General features: G+C 35.0%; 13 protein-coding genes. All 13 read left to right on the top strand.

Features of this window, described 5'->3' with window-relative positions:
- Positions 1-63: 63 nt before the first annotated feature.
- The 13 genes from sucC (at position 64) to AB1410_00320 (ending at position 15,073) form a co-directional block, all read left to right on the top strand.
- Complete coding sequence (sucC, locus tag AB1410_00380; protein MEW6455156.1) at positions 64-1,248, top strand: ADP-forming succinate--CoA ligase subunit beta; 1,185 nt, start codon at positions 64-66, stop codon at positions 1,246-1,248.
- Positions 1,232-2,104, top strand: coding sequence for a succinate--CoA ligase subunit alpha (sucD, locus tag AB1410_00375; protein MEW6455155.1), 873 nt, complete (start codon positions 1,232-1,234; stop codon positions 2,102-2,104). The genes sucC and sucD overlap by 17 nt, the downstream gene beginning before the upstream one ends.
- 113 nt (positions 2,105-2,217) lie before the next feature.
- Positions 2,218-3,039, top strand: coding sequence for a cytochrome c biogenesis protein CcsA (ccsA, locus tag AB1410_00370; protein MEW6455154.1), 822 nt, complete (start codon positions 2,218-2,220; stop codon positions 3,037-3,039).
- Between the two features lie 9 nt (positions 3,040-3,048).
- Positions 3,049-3,678, top strand: coding sequence for a bifunctional precorrin-2 dehydrogenase/sirohydrochlorin ferrochelatase (locus AB1410_00365; GenBank protein MEW6455153.1), 630 nt, complete (start codon positions 3,049-3,051; stop codon positions 3,676-3,678).
- Entirely contained in the window at positions 3,669-4,955 is a 1,287-nt protein-coding gene (gene hemA, locus AB1410_00360; protein MEW6455152.1) for a glutamyl-tRNA reductase, read from the top strand. The genes AB1410_00365 and hemA overlap by 10 nt, the downstream gene beginning before the upstream one ends.
- The gene (gene hemC, locus AB1410_00355; GenBank protein ID MEW6455151.1) at positions 4,945-5,946 is read left to right on the top strand and encodes a hydroxymethylbilane synthase; all 1,002 of its coding nucleotides are present in this window, start codon (positions 4,945-4,947) and stop codon (positions 5,944-5,946) included. The genes hemA and hemC overlap by 11 nt, the downstream gene beginning before the upstream one ends.
- 77 nt (positions 5,947-6,023) lie before the next feature.
- A complete protein-coding gene (gene cobA, locus AB1410_00350) occupies positions 6,024-7,535 on the top strand; it encodes a uroporphyrinogen-III C-methyltransferase (GenBank protein ID MEW6455150.1) in 1,512 nt (503 codons plus the stop codon).
- Complete coding sequence (ahbC, locus tag AB1410_00345) at positions 7,532-8,716, top strand: 12,18-didecarboxysiroheme deacetylase (protein MEW6455149.1); 1,185 nt, start codon at positions 7,532-7,534, stop codon at positions 8,714-8,716. Before cobA ends, ahbC begins: the two co-directional genes overlap by 4 nt.
- A gap of 10 nt (positions 8,717-8,726) precedes the next feature.
- A complete protein-coding gene (gene hemB / locus AB1410_00340) occupies positions 8,727-9,749 on the top strand; it encodes a porphobilinogen synthase (GenBank protein MEW6455148.1) in 1,023 nt (340 codons plus the stop codon).
- Between the two features lie 166 nt (positions 9,750-9,915).
- Complete coding sequence (locus AB1410_00335; protein ID MEW6455147.1) at positions 9,916-10,983, top strand: radical SAM protein; 1,068 nt, start codon at positions 9,916-9,918, stop codon at positions 10,981-10,983.
- A gap of 7 nt (positions 10,984-10,990) precedes the next feature.
- The gene (gene hemL, locus AB1410_00330; GenBank protein ID MEW6455146.1) at positions 10,991-12,277 is read left to right on the top strand and encodes a glutamate-1-semialdehyde 2,1-aminomutase; all 1,287 of its coding nucleotides are present in this window, start codon (positions 10,991-10,993) and stop codon (positions 12,275-12,277) included.
- A 7-nt stretch (positions 12,278-12,284) separates the two neighbouring features.
- Positions 12,285-13,322: an Lrp/AsnC family transcriptional regulator gene (locus tag AB1410_00325; GenBank protein ID MEW6455145.1), complete on the top strand. Its 1,038-nt coding sequence runs from the start codon at positions 12,285-12,287 to the stop codon at positions 13,320-13,322.
- A gap of 359 nt (positions 13,323-13,681) precedes the next feature.
- A complete protein-coding gene (locus AB1410_00320) occupies positions 13,682-15,073 on the top strand; it encodes an ATP-binding protein (GenBank protein ID MEW6455144.1) in 1,392 nt (463 codons plus the stop codon).
- Positions 15,074-15,189 lie beyond the last annotated feature (116 nt).

The raw sequence follows: 15,189 nt of genomic DNA, 5'->3' as shown, positions 1-15,189 counted from the left end.
AGATTTATTAATTTATTGAATTCGATTTAGCATTAAATCATCCATCATAATGGGAAGGAACAAATGAAAATACATGAATATCAGGCAAAGAAAATCCTGGCCAACTTTGGTGTAACCATCCCTGAGGGAGATGTAGCAGATACTCCTCAGAGAGCAAAGGAAATAGCCCTTGAGTTGAAAAGGCCTGTTGTAATCAAGGCTCAAATTCATGCAGGAGGAAGAGGAAAAGCTGGAGGAATAAAAATTGCGAATACACCTGAAGAGGCAGAAAAAATCGCTGATGAGATGCTTGGAAAAAAACTCGTTACCTACCAGACTGGACCTGAAGGCAAAATTGTAAGAAAAGTTCTTGTAGAAGAATCCCTCGATATTGAAAAGGAATTATATCTGGGAATCGTCCTGGACAGAGTAAAAGAATGCCCAGTTGTTATGGCATCTCCGGAGGGAGGGGTTGAAATTGAAAAAACAGCTGAAGAGCACCCAGAATTGATTTTTAAAGAATGGACAAATCCTGCAACAGGTCTTCTTCCCTTTCAGGCAAGAAACCTTGCTTTAGCTATAGGCCTTAAAGGTCCAGAGTTTTTAGAAGCAACAAAATTTATACTCTCCCTCTTCAGAGCGTTTGAATCAGAAGATTCATCTTTAGCAGAGATAAACCCCTTAATTCTAACCAAAGATAAAAGAGTTATTGCCCTTGATGCAAAGATGAACTTTGATGACAATGCCCTTTTCCGACATCCTGAAATCCTCGAGATGAGAGACATCTACGAAGAGGACCCCCTTGAAGTGGAAGCCTCTAAATATAATCTTAACTATATAAAATTAAATGGAAGTGTTGGATGCATGGTCAATGGCGCAGGGCTTGCAATGGCAACAATGGACATAATTAAGCATTATGGAGGAGAGCCTGCTAATTTTTTAGATGTGGGTGGCGGAGCAAATGAAGAACAGGTAAGAAATGCATTCAAAATTCTCATCTCGGATAAAAATGTCCGTGCAGCTTTAATAAACATTTTCGGTGGAATTATGAGATGTGACATAGTGGCTCAGGGAGTTATAAATGTTGCAAAAGAAATTGGAATTAAAATTCCAATGGTGGTAAGACTCGAAGGAACAAATGTGAACATAGCGCAAGATCTTTTGAAAAAATCAGGGTTAAATTTTTCAGTGGCATCAACAATGAAGGAAGCAGCTGAAATGGCTGTAAGTTTAGCAAAAAAAGAGATACTCGATGAGTATTCTGATTGACAAAGACACAAGAGTGGTTGTTCAGGGAATTACTGGAAGAGAAGGTTCCTTTCATACTCAACAGATGATAAATTATGGAACAAAAGTAGTTGCAGGTGTTACACCTGGAAAGGGGGGCTCAGTCCATTTAGGAGTTTCTGTTTACAATACTGTAAGAGAAGCAAAAGAAAAGAATGAAGCAAATGCTTCAATCATATTTGTTCCATCTGCTTTTGCTGCGGATGCTGTTTGTGAAGCTGCTGATGCTGGAATGGATTTAATTGTCTGTATAACTGAGGGAATTCCTGCATTGGATTTAGTAAAAATAAAAGCTTATTTAAAGGATAAAAAATCAAGATTGATCGGCCCGAACTGTCCTGGAGTTATCTCCCCTGGAAAATGTAAAATGGGAATAATGCCAGGCCATATCCATAAAGAAGGAAGCGTAGGGATTGTGTCACGCTCAGGAACTTTAACTTATGAGGCAGTTGATCAAATAACTAAATTAGGCTATGGGCAATCCACAGCAGTTGGTATCGGAGGTGACCCGATAGTTGGCTCTTCATTCATAGATATATTAAAGCTGTTTAATGAAGATAAGGAAACTGAGGCAGTTGTCCTTATAGGAGAAATCGGTGGAACAGCAGAGGAGGAAGCTGCTGAATACATAAAAAAAGAATTTAAAAAACCTGTTGTAAGTTTCATTGCAGGTCAGACTGCTCCTCCGGGAAGAAGGATGGGACATGCAGGAGCTATAATATCTGGGGGAAAAGGAACTGCTGTAGAAAAAATGAAAGCTCTTGAAGGAGCAGGAGTCCATGTGGTAAAAAGCCCCGCAGAAATCGGAGTCACTGTAAAAAAAGCCCTCCTTTTCTGAGTAGGAAGGGCAATTTGAAACACTGATTTAAATAAACGCTTTTAATTGTTTAAACATAAAATTTTATTTTTTTCCTTATTTATGATATATTGATTAATTCATATTAATTTTTCATGAAAGCTCTAATAAGTGCATTAAATACACTATTACCAGTTCTCTATGTAATTACAACAATTTTTTATGGGATTTATTTTTTCAAAAAAGAAAGTTTTTTTGAGAAAACTTTAAAACCCCTGATTCTAATGGCTATTTCCATCCATGCCTCAAGTATCATTCTCCGAACAATTGTATTTAAACATTTCCCCATAGCCTCTCTGTTTGAACTCCTCACATTCCTCTCCCTTGCCATTGTCATAATTTATTTTTTTATTGAACAGAAAATCGGAGAGAAATCAACAGGTTTTTTCATTCTTATAGTCGTGTTTTTATTTCAAACAACTTCATCGGCATTTATATCAATTCCTCCGAAAATTAATCCTTTGTTAAAAAACTTCCATCTCGGGATCCATACTGGTTCAGCCCTGATTGGTTATTCTTCCCTCATTATCGCTGCACTCTACAGTCTGATGTACCTTATGCTTTTCTACGATATAAAAGGAAAAAAATTTGGTATTATTTATAATCGTCTTCCCTCTCTGGAAATCCTCGATGGGATGAATTCCAGAGCTTCTCTTGTAGGATTCTGTTTTCTCACAATCTCAATCGTTTCAGGAATCATATGGTCAACAAAGGTTATAAATACTCGATGGATAACAGATTTAAAAATTATCTTTGTTTTTTTTACATGGATGATATTTGGATTTAGCGTCCTAACAAAAAAATATTCTGGATGGGCCGGAAAAAGAACAGCTCTTCTTTCGTTCTCTGGATTTCTCGTGCTTCTCTTCTCTCTTATTATAGTAAATCTTTTTCTTACAAAATTTCATGTATTTTGAGATAAAAAGATGAACTATCTATACCCAGTATTTCTTAAACTTGAGAACAAGGATTGTCTTGTAATAGGCGGAGGAAAAGTAGCGGAGAGAAAAATTTTGTCTCTTATTGAATCAAAAGCGAGGATAACAGTGATAAGTCCGAAAGTGTCAAAAAATATTTCAGACTTATCAAGAAAATATCCTGTTCAAATACTTAAAAGAAATTATCAGAAAGGAGACATAAAAGATTTTTTCATTGCAATTGCTGCAACTGATTCTGATTCCACTAATAGATTAATAGCAAAAGAAGCAGCTAAATATAAAATCCTCTGTAATGTTGTAGATGCTCCGGAAAAATGCAGCTTTTTTGTTCCTTCTTCATTCCATAAAAAAGATTTGAAAATAGCTATTTCAACAAACGGGAAAAGTCCTTCATTGGCAAAAAAACTTAGAGAGGAAATCCAGAATCTCATAAATGATGAAGTAATAGAACTGCTTAATCTCTTGGGAAAACTTAGAAAAAAATTAAAGAAAATCTACCCTGATGATGAAAAGAAAAGGGAGAAAATTTTAGAATCCATTGTAAATTCCGAAAATATCCTCTCCCTGACAAAAAAAGACATAAAAAAAATTAAAAATAAAATAAAAAAATGGATTTAATAACAATTGGCGTAAATCATAAAACAGCTCCTCTTGATATAAGGGAAAAATTAGTATTCTCTTCATCTGAAATTTTTGAATCTCTTAAAGAAATCAAAAAAGAAAAAAATCTTATAAAAGAATCTTCAATCCTTTCAACCTGCAACAGGACTGAATTATATCTTGTCACCACTTCTTTAAGGGCTGAAGTAATTGATTATATTTTTAATTTTATATACTTAAAAAAAGGAATAAATTTATTGATCGATGAAAAAATTTCATATATCTTAAATTTAGAACAATCGATAAAACATATCTTTGAAGTAGCCTCAGGGCTCGATTCAATGGCTGTTGGAGAAAATCAAATCCTTGGTCAGATTAAGCAGGCTTATTCACTCTCATGTCAGGCCGGGACAAATGGGATAATCCTTAATAAGCTCTTTCATAACTCATTCAGAGTTGGAAAAAGAGTTAGATCCGAAACAGATATAGGATCTGGAGTAGTTTCAGTAAGCAGTATTGCAGTGGAAATGGCTCAAAAAATATTTAAGGACATCTCATCCCATCCAAGCCTTTTAATAGGAGCAGGCGAAACAGGAGAGCTAACAGCACAACTTTTAAAAGAGAAGGGTATTAAAAAACTATTCATTGCTAACAGAACTTTTTCTAAGGCAGAAGATTTAGCTAAAAAAATGGAAGCTGAAGCAATTCCGTTCGATAAAATTACTGAGATCCTTAATAAAGTAGACATTGTAATAAGTTCAACAGGCTCAGCTGAACCGATTATAATACTTGATCAAATGAAATCAATAATGAATTTTAGAAATCATAGACCTATCTTTATAATAGACATTGCTGTTCCAAGAGATTTTGAACCAGAGATAAACAAACTATACAATGTGTTTCTCTATTCAATCGATGACCTTCAGACTATTTCTGATAAGAATTTAGCCAGAAGATTTGCTGAAATTCCAAAAGCTGAAGCAATTATAGAAGAGGAAGTAAAAAAATTTTTTTCCTGGTTCAGATCCTTAAAAGTTTCACCACTAATCCAGAAGTTAAAGGAAAAAGTTGAACATATAAGGAACGCTGAGATTCAAAAAAACAAGAAATATTTCAAAGAAGAAAACATAGAAATGCTCGATATTTTTGCAAAAAGCCTTGTTAATAAGATCCTGCATGGGCCGATGACTAAAATAAAAGAATTCAATGAAGATTCTGAAATAGGTCTTCTTCGACTTGATACTATAAGAGAAATTTTTGAGCTTGAAAAAACACATGAAAAGAATGAAAATTAAAATTGGAACAAGAGGAAGTAAGCTATCCCTCTGGCAGGCAAACTTTGTAAAAAATAAATTAGAGAAATTAAATAATTTAAAGGCTGAAATAATTCCGATTAAAACAAAAGGAGATAAAATTCTTGATACTCCCCTTTCAAAAATAAACGATAAAGGAATCTTCACAAAAGAAATTGAAAATGCTCTTATAGAACGAAAAATTGATTTAGCTGTTCACAGCATGAAAGATTTGCCCACGGATTTACCAGAGGAATTGATAATTGCTGCAGTCCCGGAAAGGGAAATCCCAAATGATGTTTTAATCTCCAAATATAAGCTGAACGAACTTCCTTATGGAGCAAAAATCGGAACCAGCAGCTTGAGAAGAATTTCTCAAATTTTATACTTCAGAAATGATATAAGAATAGAAACTATCAGAGGAAACATAGACACGAGAATCAAAAAACTTGAAAGCTTGGGTTTAGATGGAATCATCGTTTCATATGCAGGCATAAAAAGACTCAACCTTGAATCTTTTATATCTGAAATAATTCCTTTTGATACAATGCTTCCAGCTCCGGGTCAGGGAGCCATAGCGATTGAAATAAGAAAAGATGATGAAGAGATTTATAAAATTGTCAGGAATTTAAATGACTATAAGGCTTTTCAATCTATAAAAGCTGAGAGAAGCTTTTTAAGGAGAATATCGTGGACACACCAGAAAAGTATCGTGTTTCAACATGATAACAAAAAATATTTAAGGGATAAGATACCTGGAGGAGGCTGCCAGATTCCAGTTGGAGCAGTAGCACTTATAGAAGATAATAAAATAAAACTCACAGGAATGATATCTAATTTAGAAGGAACAAAAATAATAAGAGGAAAAATTGATGGTTATCCTGAGGAAAGTGAAGAAATTGGAGAAAACCTTGCAAATACTCTGATTGAAAAGGGAGGAAAAGAAATCCTCCTCTCTATAAAAGAAAATAAAGGAGATTTCTTTGAACAGTAAGGGTGCTCAGAAAATTTTTATCAGATTATCTTACCTCAAAACTTTACTTATTAACAAAAATTTATTTTAGAACTAATATGAAAGGAAAGGTGTATTTGATAGGAGCAGGGCCTGGAGACCCGGAACTGATATCTGTAAAAGGTCTCAGGTTTTTAAAAAAAGCTGATGTTGTTATTTATGACAACCTTATAAATAAAAAACTTTTAAAAGAAGTAAAAGAAAATGCAGAGCTAATTTACGTGGGAAAAAGCTCAGGAGAACACACCCTTCCTCAGGAATCAATAAATAAATTAATGGAAGAAAAATCAAAAGAAAAGGAGATAGTTGTTAGATTAAAAGGAGGAGATCCATTTGTGTTCGGAAGAGGAGGAGAGGAAGCATTGTATTTAGCTGAAAAAGGGATTCCATTTGAAGTAGTTCCGGGTATAACAGCAGCAGTGGCTGTTCCTGCCTATGCAGGGATTCCCGTAAGCCACAGAGTTTTTAATACAACAATTGGATTGATCACTGGACATGAGGATTCTTCAAAAAAAGGAAGCAGACTAAACTGGGAAAAGATTTCCTCCGCTTACGAAACTCTAATATTTTACATGGGGATGAAGAATATAGAAAAAATTGTTCAAAATCTCTTAAGATATGGAAAATCGCCAGAAACACCTGTGGCTATAATAAGACTTGGAACACTTCCCTCTCAAAAAACAATTATGGGAAATTTAAAAAATATCGTTAAATTAGCAAAGAAAAACAATTTTGAACCTCCTGCGATAATCGTTATTGGAGAAATAGTTAAACTGAGAGAAAAATTAAACTGGTATGAATCAAAACTTCTTTTTGGAAAAAAAATAATCATTACAAGAAGCCGTGAGCAGACAAGTAAATTAGCTGAACTGCTGGAGGATCTGGGAGCTGAAACGATAGAAATTCCTACGATTAAAATTTTGCCACCCCGCAATTTAAAGCCTTTAGATAATGCAATGAAGAGAATAAAAACTTTTAACTGGATTGTTTTTACAAGTATAAATAGTTTTAAATTCTTTATCGAACGATTTCTAAAAATAAAAAAAGACTTAAGGGAACTTTACGGAATAAAGATAGCAGCCATTGGCACTGCTACAAAAGAATTTATTGAAAGTTTCAATCTCAAAGTTGATTTCTACCCTTCTGAATTTACAAGTGAAATATTCCTGAAGGAATTTAAAAAGAAGGAAAAAATTATCGGGAAAAAAATTCTTCTTCCCAGAGCAGATATAGCAAGAGATTTAATCGAAAATGAACTTAAAAAAGAGGGAGCAGAAGTTGAATCAATTGTAGCCTACAGAACAGAGAGAGAATTAAATATACCTGAAGAAGTTAGAGAATACATTAATAAAGAAAAAATAGATTTTATAACATTTACAAGTTCTTCAACTGTAAAAAATTTCTTTAGTCTAAAGCTGAAAATTGATGGAGCTAAAATAGCAAGCATCGGTCCTGTTACCTCCCATACTCTTAAAGAATTAGGCTATACGCCTGATGTTGAAGCAAAAATTCATATAATTCCCGGACTGGTGGAGTCAATTTTAAATTATTACAAAAAGGAAAACAAATGATAGGAATATCTAAACTATACCTTGGAACAGTTGAACCGTCTGATTTACTCAGATACGGAAGAAAATCAAAAAACCTTCCCTCAAACCTTCTTCAGTTCTCTGAAGACAAAAAACCAGTTGTTGTCTGGAATATGACCCGAACTTGCAACCTTAAATGTGTTCATTGCTATTCTCAATCAACTAATAAAATTTATGAAGATGAGCTAACTACCCATGAAGCAAAAAAATTAATAGAAGACCTTGCATCCTATGGAGTACCTGTTCTTCTTTTCTCAGGCGGAGAGCCATTGATAAGAAAGGATTTTTTCGAATTGGCAATTCATGCAAAAAATTTAGGAATCAGAACGGTTGTTTCAACCAACGGAACGCTCATCACAAAAGATGTTGCAAGGTCCCTTAAAAAAATAGGATTGTCTTATGTGGGAATAAGTCTTGATGGAATTGAGGAAACAAACGATAACTTCAGAGGTGTTAAAGGGGCTTTTAAAAGAGCAATTGGAGGAATAAGAAATTGCCAGGAACAGGGATTAAAAGTAGGCCTGAGGTTTACAATCAATAAAAGAAATGTAAAAGATATTCCCGAGATCTTTAATCTAATCGTTGAAGAAAATATTCAACGAATATGTTTCTATCACCTTGTTTATTCAGGAAGAGGTTCAGAACTTATCGATGAAGACCTTTCTCATGGAGAAACAAGGGCCACAGTAGATTTAATAATTGATAAAACAAAAGAAATGTATGAAAGAGGCTTCCCTAAAGAAGTGTTAACTGTTGATAATCATGCAGACGGAGTCTATCTTTACCTTAGAATGAAAAAAGAAAAGAATCCGAGATCAAACGATGTTCTGAAGCTTCTTCAAATGAACGGAGGAAATAGCACTGGAATAGGAATTGGATGCATCTCCTGGGACGGCAATGTTCACCCAGACCAATTCTGGAGGCATTATTCCTTTGGAAATGTTAGAGAAAAAAAATTCAGCCAGATATGGGAGGATTTGTCTGATCCCCTTATAGCGAAATTGAAATACAGAAAGCCCTATTTAAAAGGAAAATGCTTAAGATGCAGATGGATCAATATCTGCAATGGAAATTTCAGAGTGAGAGCTGAAGCAAAAACAGGAGATGTATGGGAAAAAGACCCTGCATGCTATCTTACCGATGAAGAAATAGGTCTTAAATAAGGAGGAAAATATGAGCTTTCCTGTGAATCGAATGAGACGTTTGAGAAAAAATGAAGTTATAAGAAATATGGTCAAAGAAACAGAGCTTTCAATTAACGATTTAATCTATCCCCTTTTTGTAAGACCCGACAGAAAAATTAAAAATGAAATAAAATCAATGCCCGGAAACTATCAATTTTCAGTAGATATGCTGGTTGAGGAATGCAAGGAAGTCCTCAATCTTGGAATTCCAGCAGTTATACTTTTTGGAATTCCTGAGAGAAAAGATGAGAAAGGATCTGAAGCCTACGATGAGAATGGAATAATTCCTCAGGCTCTAAAATCAATAAAAAAAGAAATACCAGACTTGATACTGATCGCTGATGTATGCATGTGTGAATATACAAGTCATGGTCATTGCGGGATTGTCGAAAATGGATATGTAAAAAATGATGAGACCTTAAAACTTCTTGCTAAAGCAAGTGTTGTGTATGCAAATGCTGGAGCTGATATAATTGCTCCATCAGACATGATGGACGGAAGAGTTAAGGCTATAAGAGAAGCTCTTGATTCGAATGGATTAATAAATATCCCCATAATGGCATATTCTGCAAAATTTGCCTCTGCTTTTTACGGCCCGTTCAGAGAAGCAGCAGAATCTGCTCCAAAATTTGGAGACAGAAAATCATATCAGATGGACCCTGCTAATCAAAGAGAAGCATTGAGAGAAATAGAGTTAGACATTGAAGAAGGAGCTGACATTGTAATGATAAAACCAGCTCTATCCTATCTTGACATAATCTCTCAGGCAAAAAATAGATTTTCTGTGCCCATTGCTGCATATAACGTAAGCGGAGAATTTTCGATGGTAAAAGCTGCCTCTAAATTAGGATGGATAGATGAAGAAAAAATCGTGTATGAAATATTAACCTCGATAAAAAGAGCAGGGGCAGATTTAATTCTTACTTATTTTGCAAAAGACATGGCAAGAAAGTTGAAAAGTGGAAAAAGGGGTGTCAGGCCTGACACCAATGCTTTCTTGGGTCAAGACTAATGTTTATTATTAATACAAAAGCAATAAATAATTTGTAGGGCAACCCTTCAGGGTTGCTTAATGCAAGGCTAAAGCCATGCCCTACATGTCAATTTATTTAATTCGTTTGTATTAGTGTTGAGATTTGACTTTAATATTTCGGGCCATTTTTGAATCAAATGGAATTATGGAACAAAAATTTATTCCAAAACTGATAGCTTTTGAGGTCACCAGGACTTGCAATCTAAAATGTAAACACTGCAGAGCTGGAGCCTCGGCAGATTTTTTTCAAGATGAATTAACCACTGAAGAATGCTTTAAAATTCTTGAAAATATTTCATCTTTCGCAAAGCCAATAATAATCTTGACTGGCGGAGAGCCGATGATGAGAAACGACATTTTTGAAATCGCCTCCTATGGCACTCAATCAGGCCTAAAAATGGTAATGGCTCCATGCGGGATTCTCGTTTCAGAAAGCTCAATTGAAAAAATGAAACAATCAGGGATTAAAAGAATAAGTCTTAGTATAGATGGAGCGGATGAAGAGACTCACGATGGCTTAAGACAGGTCAAAGGCGCTTTTAGAGATGTTATTAAAGCTGCAGAAATCGCAAGAAAGGAAGGAATAGAATTTCAAATAAATACAACAGTGAGCAAGTTAAACTATCAGGAACTTCCTCAAATTCTCAATTTAGCTGTAAAACTTGGAGCGATATCTTTCCATCCATTTTTGCTTGTTCCAACTGGAAGGGGAAAAAACATGGCTCACCTGGAATTGTCTCCCCAAGAATATGAAAGGATACTCAATTGGGTATATGAAAAAAGAGAAGAAAATCCGATTAATTTTAAACCGACATGCGCACCTCACTATTATAGAATCCTCAGAGAAAGAGAAAGAGCAAAAGGAAGACCTGTTAACGTTCAGACTCATGGGCTTGATGCCATGACGAAAGGATGTATGGGAGGACAAAGCTTTGCTTTTATTTCCCATACCGGGAAAGTTCAAATTTGCGGTTTCCTCGATGTTGAAGCAGGAGATTTAAGAAAAGAAAATTTGGATTTTAAAAAAATATGGGATGAATCGTCTCTTTTTCAGGAGATAAGATACATTGATGGGTACAATGGAAGATGTGGATACTGTGAATATAGAAAAATATGCAGTGGATGCAGAGCAAGAGCTTATGCTATTTCTGGAAATTACTTAGATGAAGAACCCTTTTGCATTTATCAGCCAAAAATTAAGAAAATAATATGAGCAGAAAATGAAAACTAATAAGAAACTATATGAAAAAGCGAAGAAACTGATGCCGGGAGGAGTAAATTCTCCTGTTAGAGCATTTAAAAATGTTAGGAAAACTCCAGTATTTATCGAGAAAGGATTGGGCTCAAGAATATGGGATTCAGAGGGGAAGGAATACATTGATTATATTCTTTCATGGGGACCTCTGATTCTCGGTCACTCACACCCACAGATAGTAAAAGCTATAAAAGAATCTGTAGAAAAAGGAATAAGCTTCGGAGCTCCAAATGTACATGAGATAAAACTTGCTGAATTGATAATTGAAGCAATTCCTTCAATTAAAAAAATAAGAATGGTAAATTCAGGAACTGAGGCGACCATGAGTGCCATAAGAGTGGCAAGGGCTTATACCAATAGAGATAAAATTATAAAGTTTGAAGGATGTTACCATGGCCATAGCGATAGCTTTCTGATTAAAGCTGGTTCAGGAGCCTTAACTTTTGGCACACCTTCAAGCCCAGGCATTACCAGGAGTTCAGCGAAAGATACATTGAATGCAAAATTTAATGATATAAACTCAGTAAAGAAGCTTGTGGATGAGAACAAGGGAAAAATTGCAGCAATTATCATTGAGCCAGTTGCAGGAAACATGGGATGCGTCATTCCTGAGGATAATTTTCTGAATCAGCTGAGAGAAATAACAGAAAATGAAAAAATATTGCTCATCTTTGATGAGGTTATGACTGGTTTTAGAGTAAATTTTGGAGGAGCCCAGAAAATTTTTAATGTAAACCCTGATCTGACAACACTTGGGAAGATAATAGGAGGGGGATTTCCTGTTGGAGCTTATGGAGGGAAAAATGAAATAATGAGTTTAATATCCCCTGAAGGACCTGTTTATCAGGCAGGCACTTTATCCGGCAATCCAGTCGCAATGAGAGCAGGTTATGAGACTCTTAATTTAATAAAAAATACTCCAGATTTTTACGAAAAACTTGAGATTAAATCAAGAATTCTTGAGGAAGGAATAAAAGAAAACATAAAAAAATTAAAGGCTCCTTTAAATTATATAAGATTTAATTCGATGAGCTGCCTTTACTTTACAAAAGAAAAGATAAATGATTTTGAATCAGCCCAGAAATCTGACACAGAAAAGTTTTCTATCTATTTCAGATACATGCTAAAAAAAGGAATTTACATAGCTTCATCACAATTTGAAGCAATATTTTTATCCTCAGCCCATACTGAAAAAGATTTAGAACTCACGATAAAAGCGAACTACGAGTCATTGAAATCTATATTCTCCTGAGATAACAATGAATAATATCGACGATAAAGATAAAGAATTATTAAATTTAATTCAGAGACAGATTCCATTGCAAAAAAGACCTTTCAAAAAGATCGGAGATTTATTGGAAATCGGAGAAAATGAAGTGATTGAAAGAATAAACAATCTTAAAAAAGAAAAAATAATAAGAGAAATCAGGGGGATATTTAACGCCCAGAGTCTTGGATATAGCAGTATCCTGGTAGCTTTTGAAGTTGCAGAAAAAAATTTAGAAAAGGCAGCAAAAATTATAAATTCTCATCCTGGGGTAAGTCATAATTATCTAAGAAATCATAGGTTCAATCTATGGTTTACTTTAGCATTACCCTCTGAGCTAAATTTAGAAAAAACTGTAGAAAAAATTTATCTTCTTTCAAAAGCAAAAAACTATCTTATCCTTCCTGCGATTAAAGTTTTTAAAATTGGGGTAAACCTTGATGCCAGTGGAACTGAATCTATTACAGTGCAAAATGAACGTAGAAATGAATTTAAACCCAGGGATTATATCCCCAAACTTTCATCTCTTGAGATATCCTGTATCAAGGAATTGCAAAATGACCTTCCTTTAGAACCAGAACCCTTTAAAGAGTTATCAGAAAGAATTGATATATCCCAAAATAATTTAATAAAAATCGCAAAATCTCTGATTGATAAAAAAATCATGAGAAGAATGTCAGCTGTGCTATATCACAGAAATTTAGGGTTTAAATTTAACGCCATGGTTGTCTGGGTTGTTGATGAAAAATACATCGATAAATGTGGAAAAATAATGGCTTCATTCAATGCAGTGAGCCACTGTTATCAGAGACCCACCTACCCGAACTGGCCCTATTCTCTATTTACAATGATACACTGCAGAAAGGAAGAAGATTGTTATGAAATTGTTAAGAGAATCTCTGAAAAAACAGGAATAAAAGATTACGAAATTCTATCCAGTTTAAAGGAATTTAAAAAGAAAAGAGTCGTCTATTTTAGCAATGAATTCTACGAATGGGATAAAAAATTAATGGAAGGTTCCATTTTTTAAGTGGTAGCGTAAAATATTTTGTGTATAGAGCTCTGAAAAAGCAATAATTAATTTGTAGGGCAAGCCTTTAGCCCTGAACTTGATTCAGGGTTAATTTGCAGGGCTAAAGCTCTGCCCTACATAAATTTATTTATTATCATTAGTATATCCATTTTTTGGTTAGATTGAAGAACTCCGCCATAAATGGCGGGGATTCTTCGACGACAAGATATTTTATCATTAATATTGCTCGCCTTACCTGCCCCTGAAGGGACGGGATTGCGGCGAGCCTTCTGTTTAAGATGAGGCAATTCGCCCATTTGCTTTTTTATATACTCTTGAGTATAATACTCTAAAGTATATTTTAAGGAGGTTTTGATGTGGAATTTATCAACAGGGAGAAGGAATTAGCATTTCTCGAAGAAAAGTGGAAAGAGCAGAAGGCCCAGCTTATAATCCTATGGGGAAAACGCAGGGTCGGCAAGACTGAACTTGTAAGACAGTTTGTAAAGAATAAGCCCCATGTGTATTTCCTCTCAGAAAGCACCAATGAGACTGAACAGTTAAGAAGATTCTCTATTGCTATCGGGCAATTCTTTAATGAACCTCTCCTTTTGACAAGGGGATTTGCTGAATGGGAAGAATGCTTTAGATACATCAAAGAAAAAAGCCTGAGATTTGTGCTGGTAGTAGACGAATTCCCCTATTTAATACAGTCCAATCCTGCAATTCCGAGTCTGTTTCAGAAGGCGTGGGATGAATACTGGTCTAAAAGTAGTATATACCTTATCCTTCTTGGTTCAAGTATCGCAATGATGGAGACAGAGGTCCTCGGCTACAGGTCGCCCCTTTATGGCAGGAGAACAGGACAGTGGAAGATTGACCCCATGACTTTCGAAAATGTCAGCAGATTTAGGAGGGGGAAGACCTTTGAAGATAGACTTTTCCATTTTGCCATAGCGGGTGGGATTCCTGCTTACTGGCTTCAATTTTCAAATAAGAAGGATTCCATCGGAAATCTCAAAGACCATGTCTTGAAAAAGGGGCAGATGCTCTATGATGAAGTTGAGTTTATCCTGAGAGAGGAACTGAGGGAACCAAGATATTATTTTGCCCTTCTTCAGGCTATTGCCCAAGGAAAAAGAAAGCTTTCAGAAATAGTGAATGCCACAGGAATCCCCCAACCAGTGGCAAACAAATATCTTGGGGTTCTCTCTGACCTCAAGATTGTAGAAAGGGAAATTCCTGTTACTGAAGAAAGACCCCTTAAGAGCAAAAAGGGTCTCTATAGAATTACAGAAGAATTCTTTCAATTCTGGTTTAAATTTATCTTTCCAAGGCGTGCTGAATTAGAGATGGGAAAGATAGACAATGTCCTTAAAAGTATCAGGGAAGGAGTGCCTCAGCACCTTTCACTTGTTTACGAAAAAGTCGCCATTGAAACTATACAGAGGTATAGTGAATCTTTCCACTTTACATCTATTGGTAAGTGGTGGAATAAATATACAGAAATTGACATAATTGGCATAAATAAAGATTTAAATTTAATTTTATTTGGAGAGGTTAAATGGAGCAAAAAGCCAGTAGGGCTGGATATTTATGAGAACCTGAAAAATAAGGCTAAAAAGGTCAAATGGGGAGATAAAAACAGAAAAGAGCTTTTTTGTCTTTTTAGTAAGAAAGGATTTTCAGATACAATGATAAAAAGAGCAAAAGGGGAAGGGGTGATGCTTTTTATCGGAGATCAATTATATTCTAAAATCCTAGCGTGACTTTATTAAGAAAACCTTGCAAATGTGTGGCTACACAATTTTTTTCCAGCAATATCAATATGTTAAAGACGGAAACCAATCAATTTAAATGTATACACTGAAATTAATATCTTTAT

Source organism: Acidobacteriota bacterium, assembly GCA_040756905.1.
Taxonomy (GTDB): Bacteria; Acidobacteriota; Aminicenantia; order JBFLYD01; family JBFLYD01; genus JBFLYD01.
Note: the sequence above shows the minus strand (reverse complement) of the source record. Positions and strands in the feature narration are given on the sequence as shown.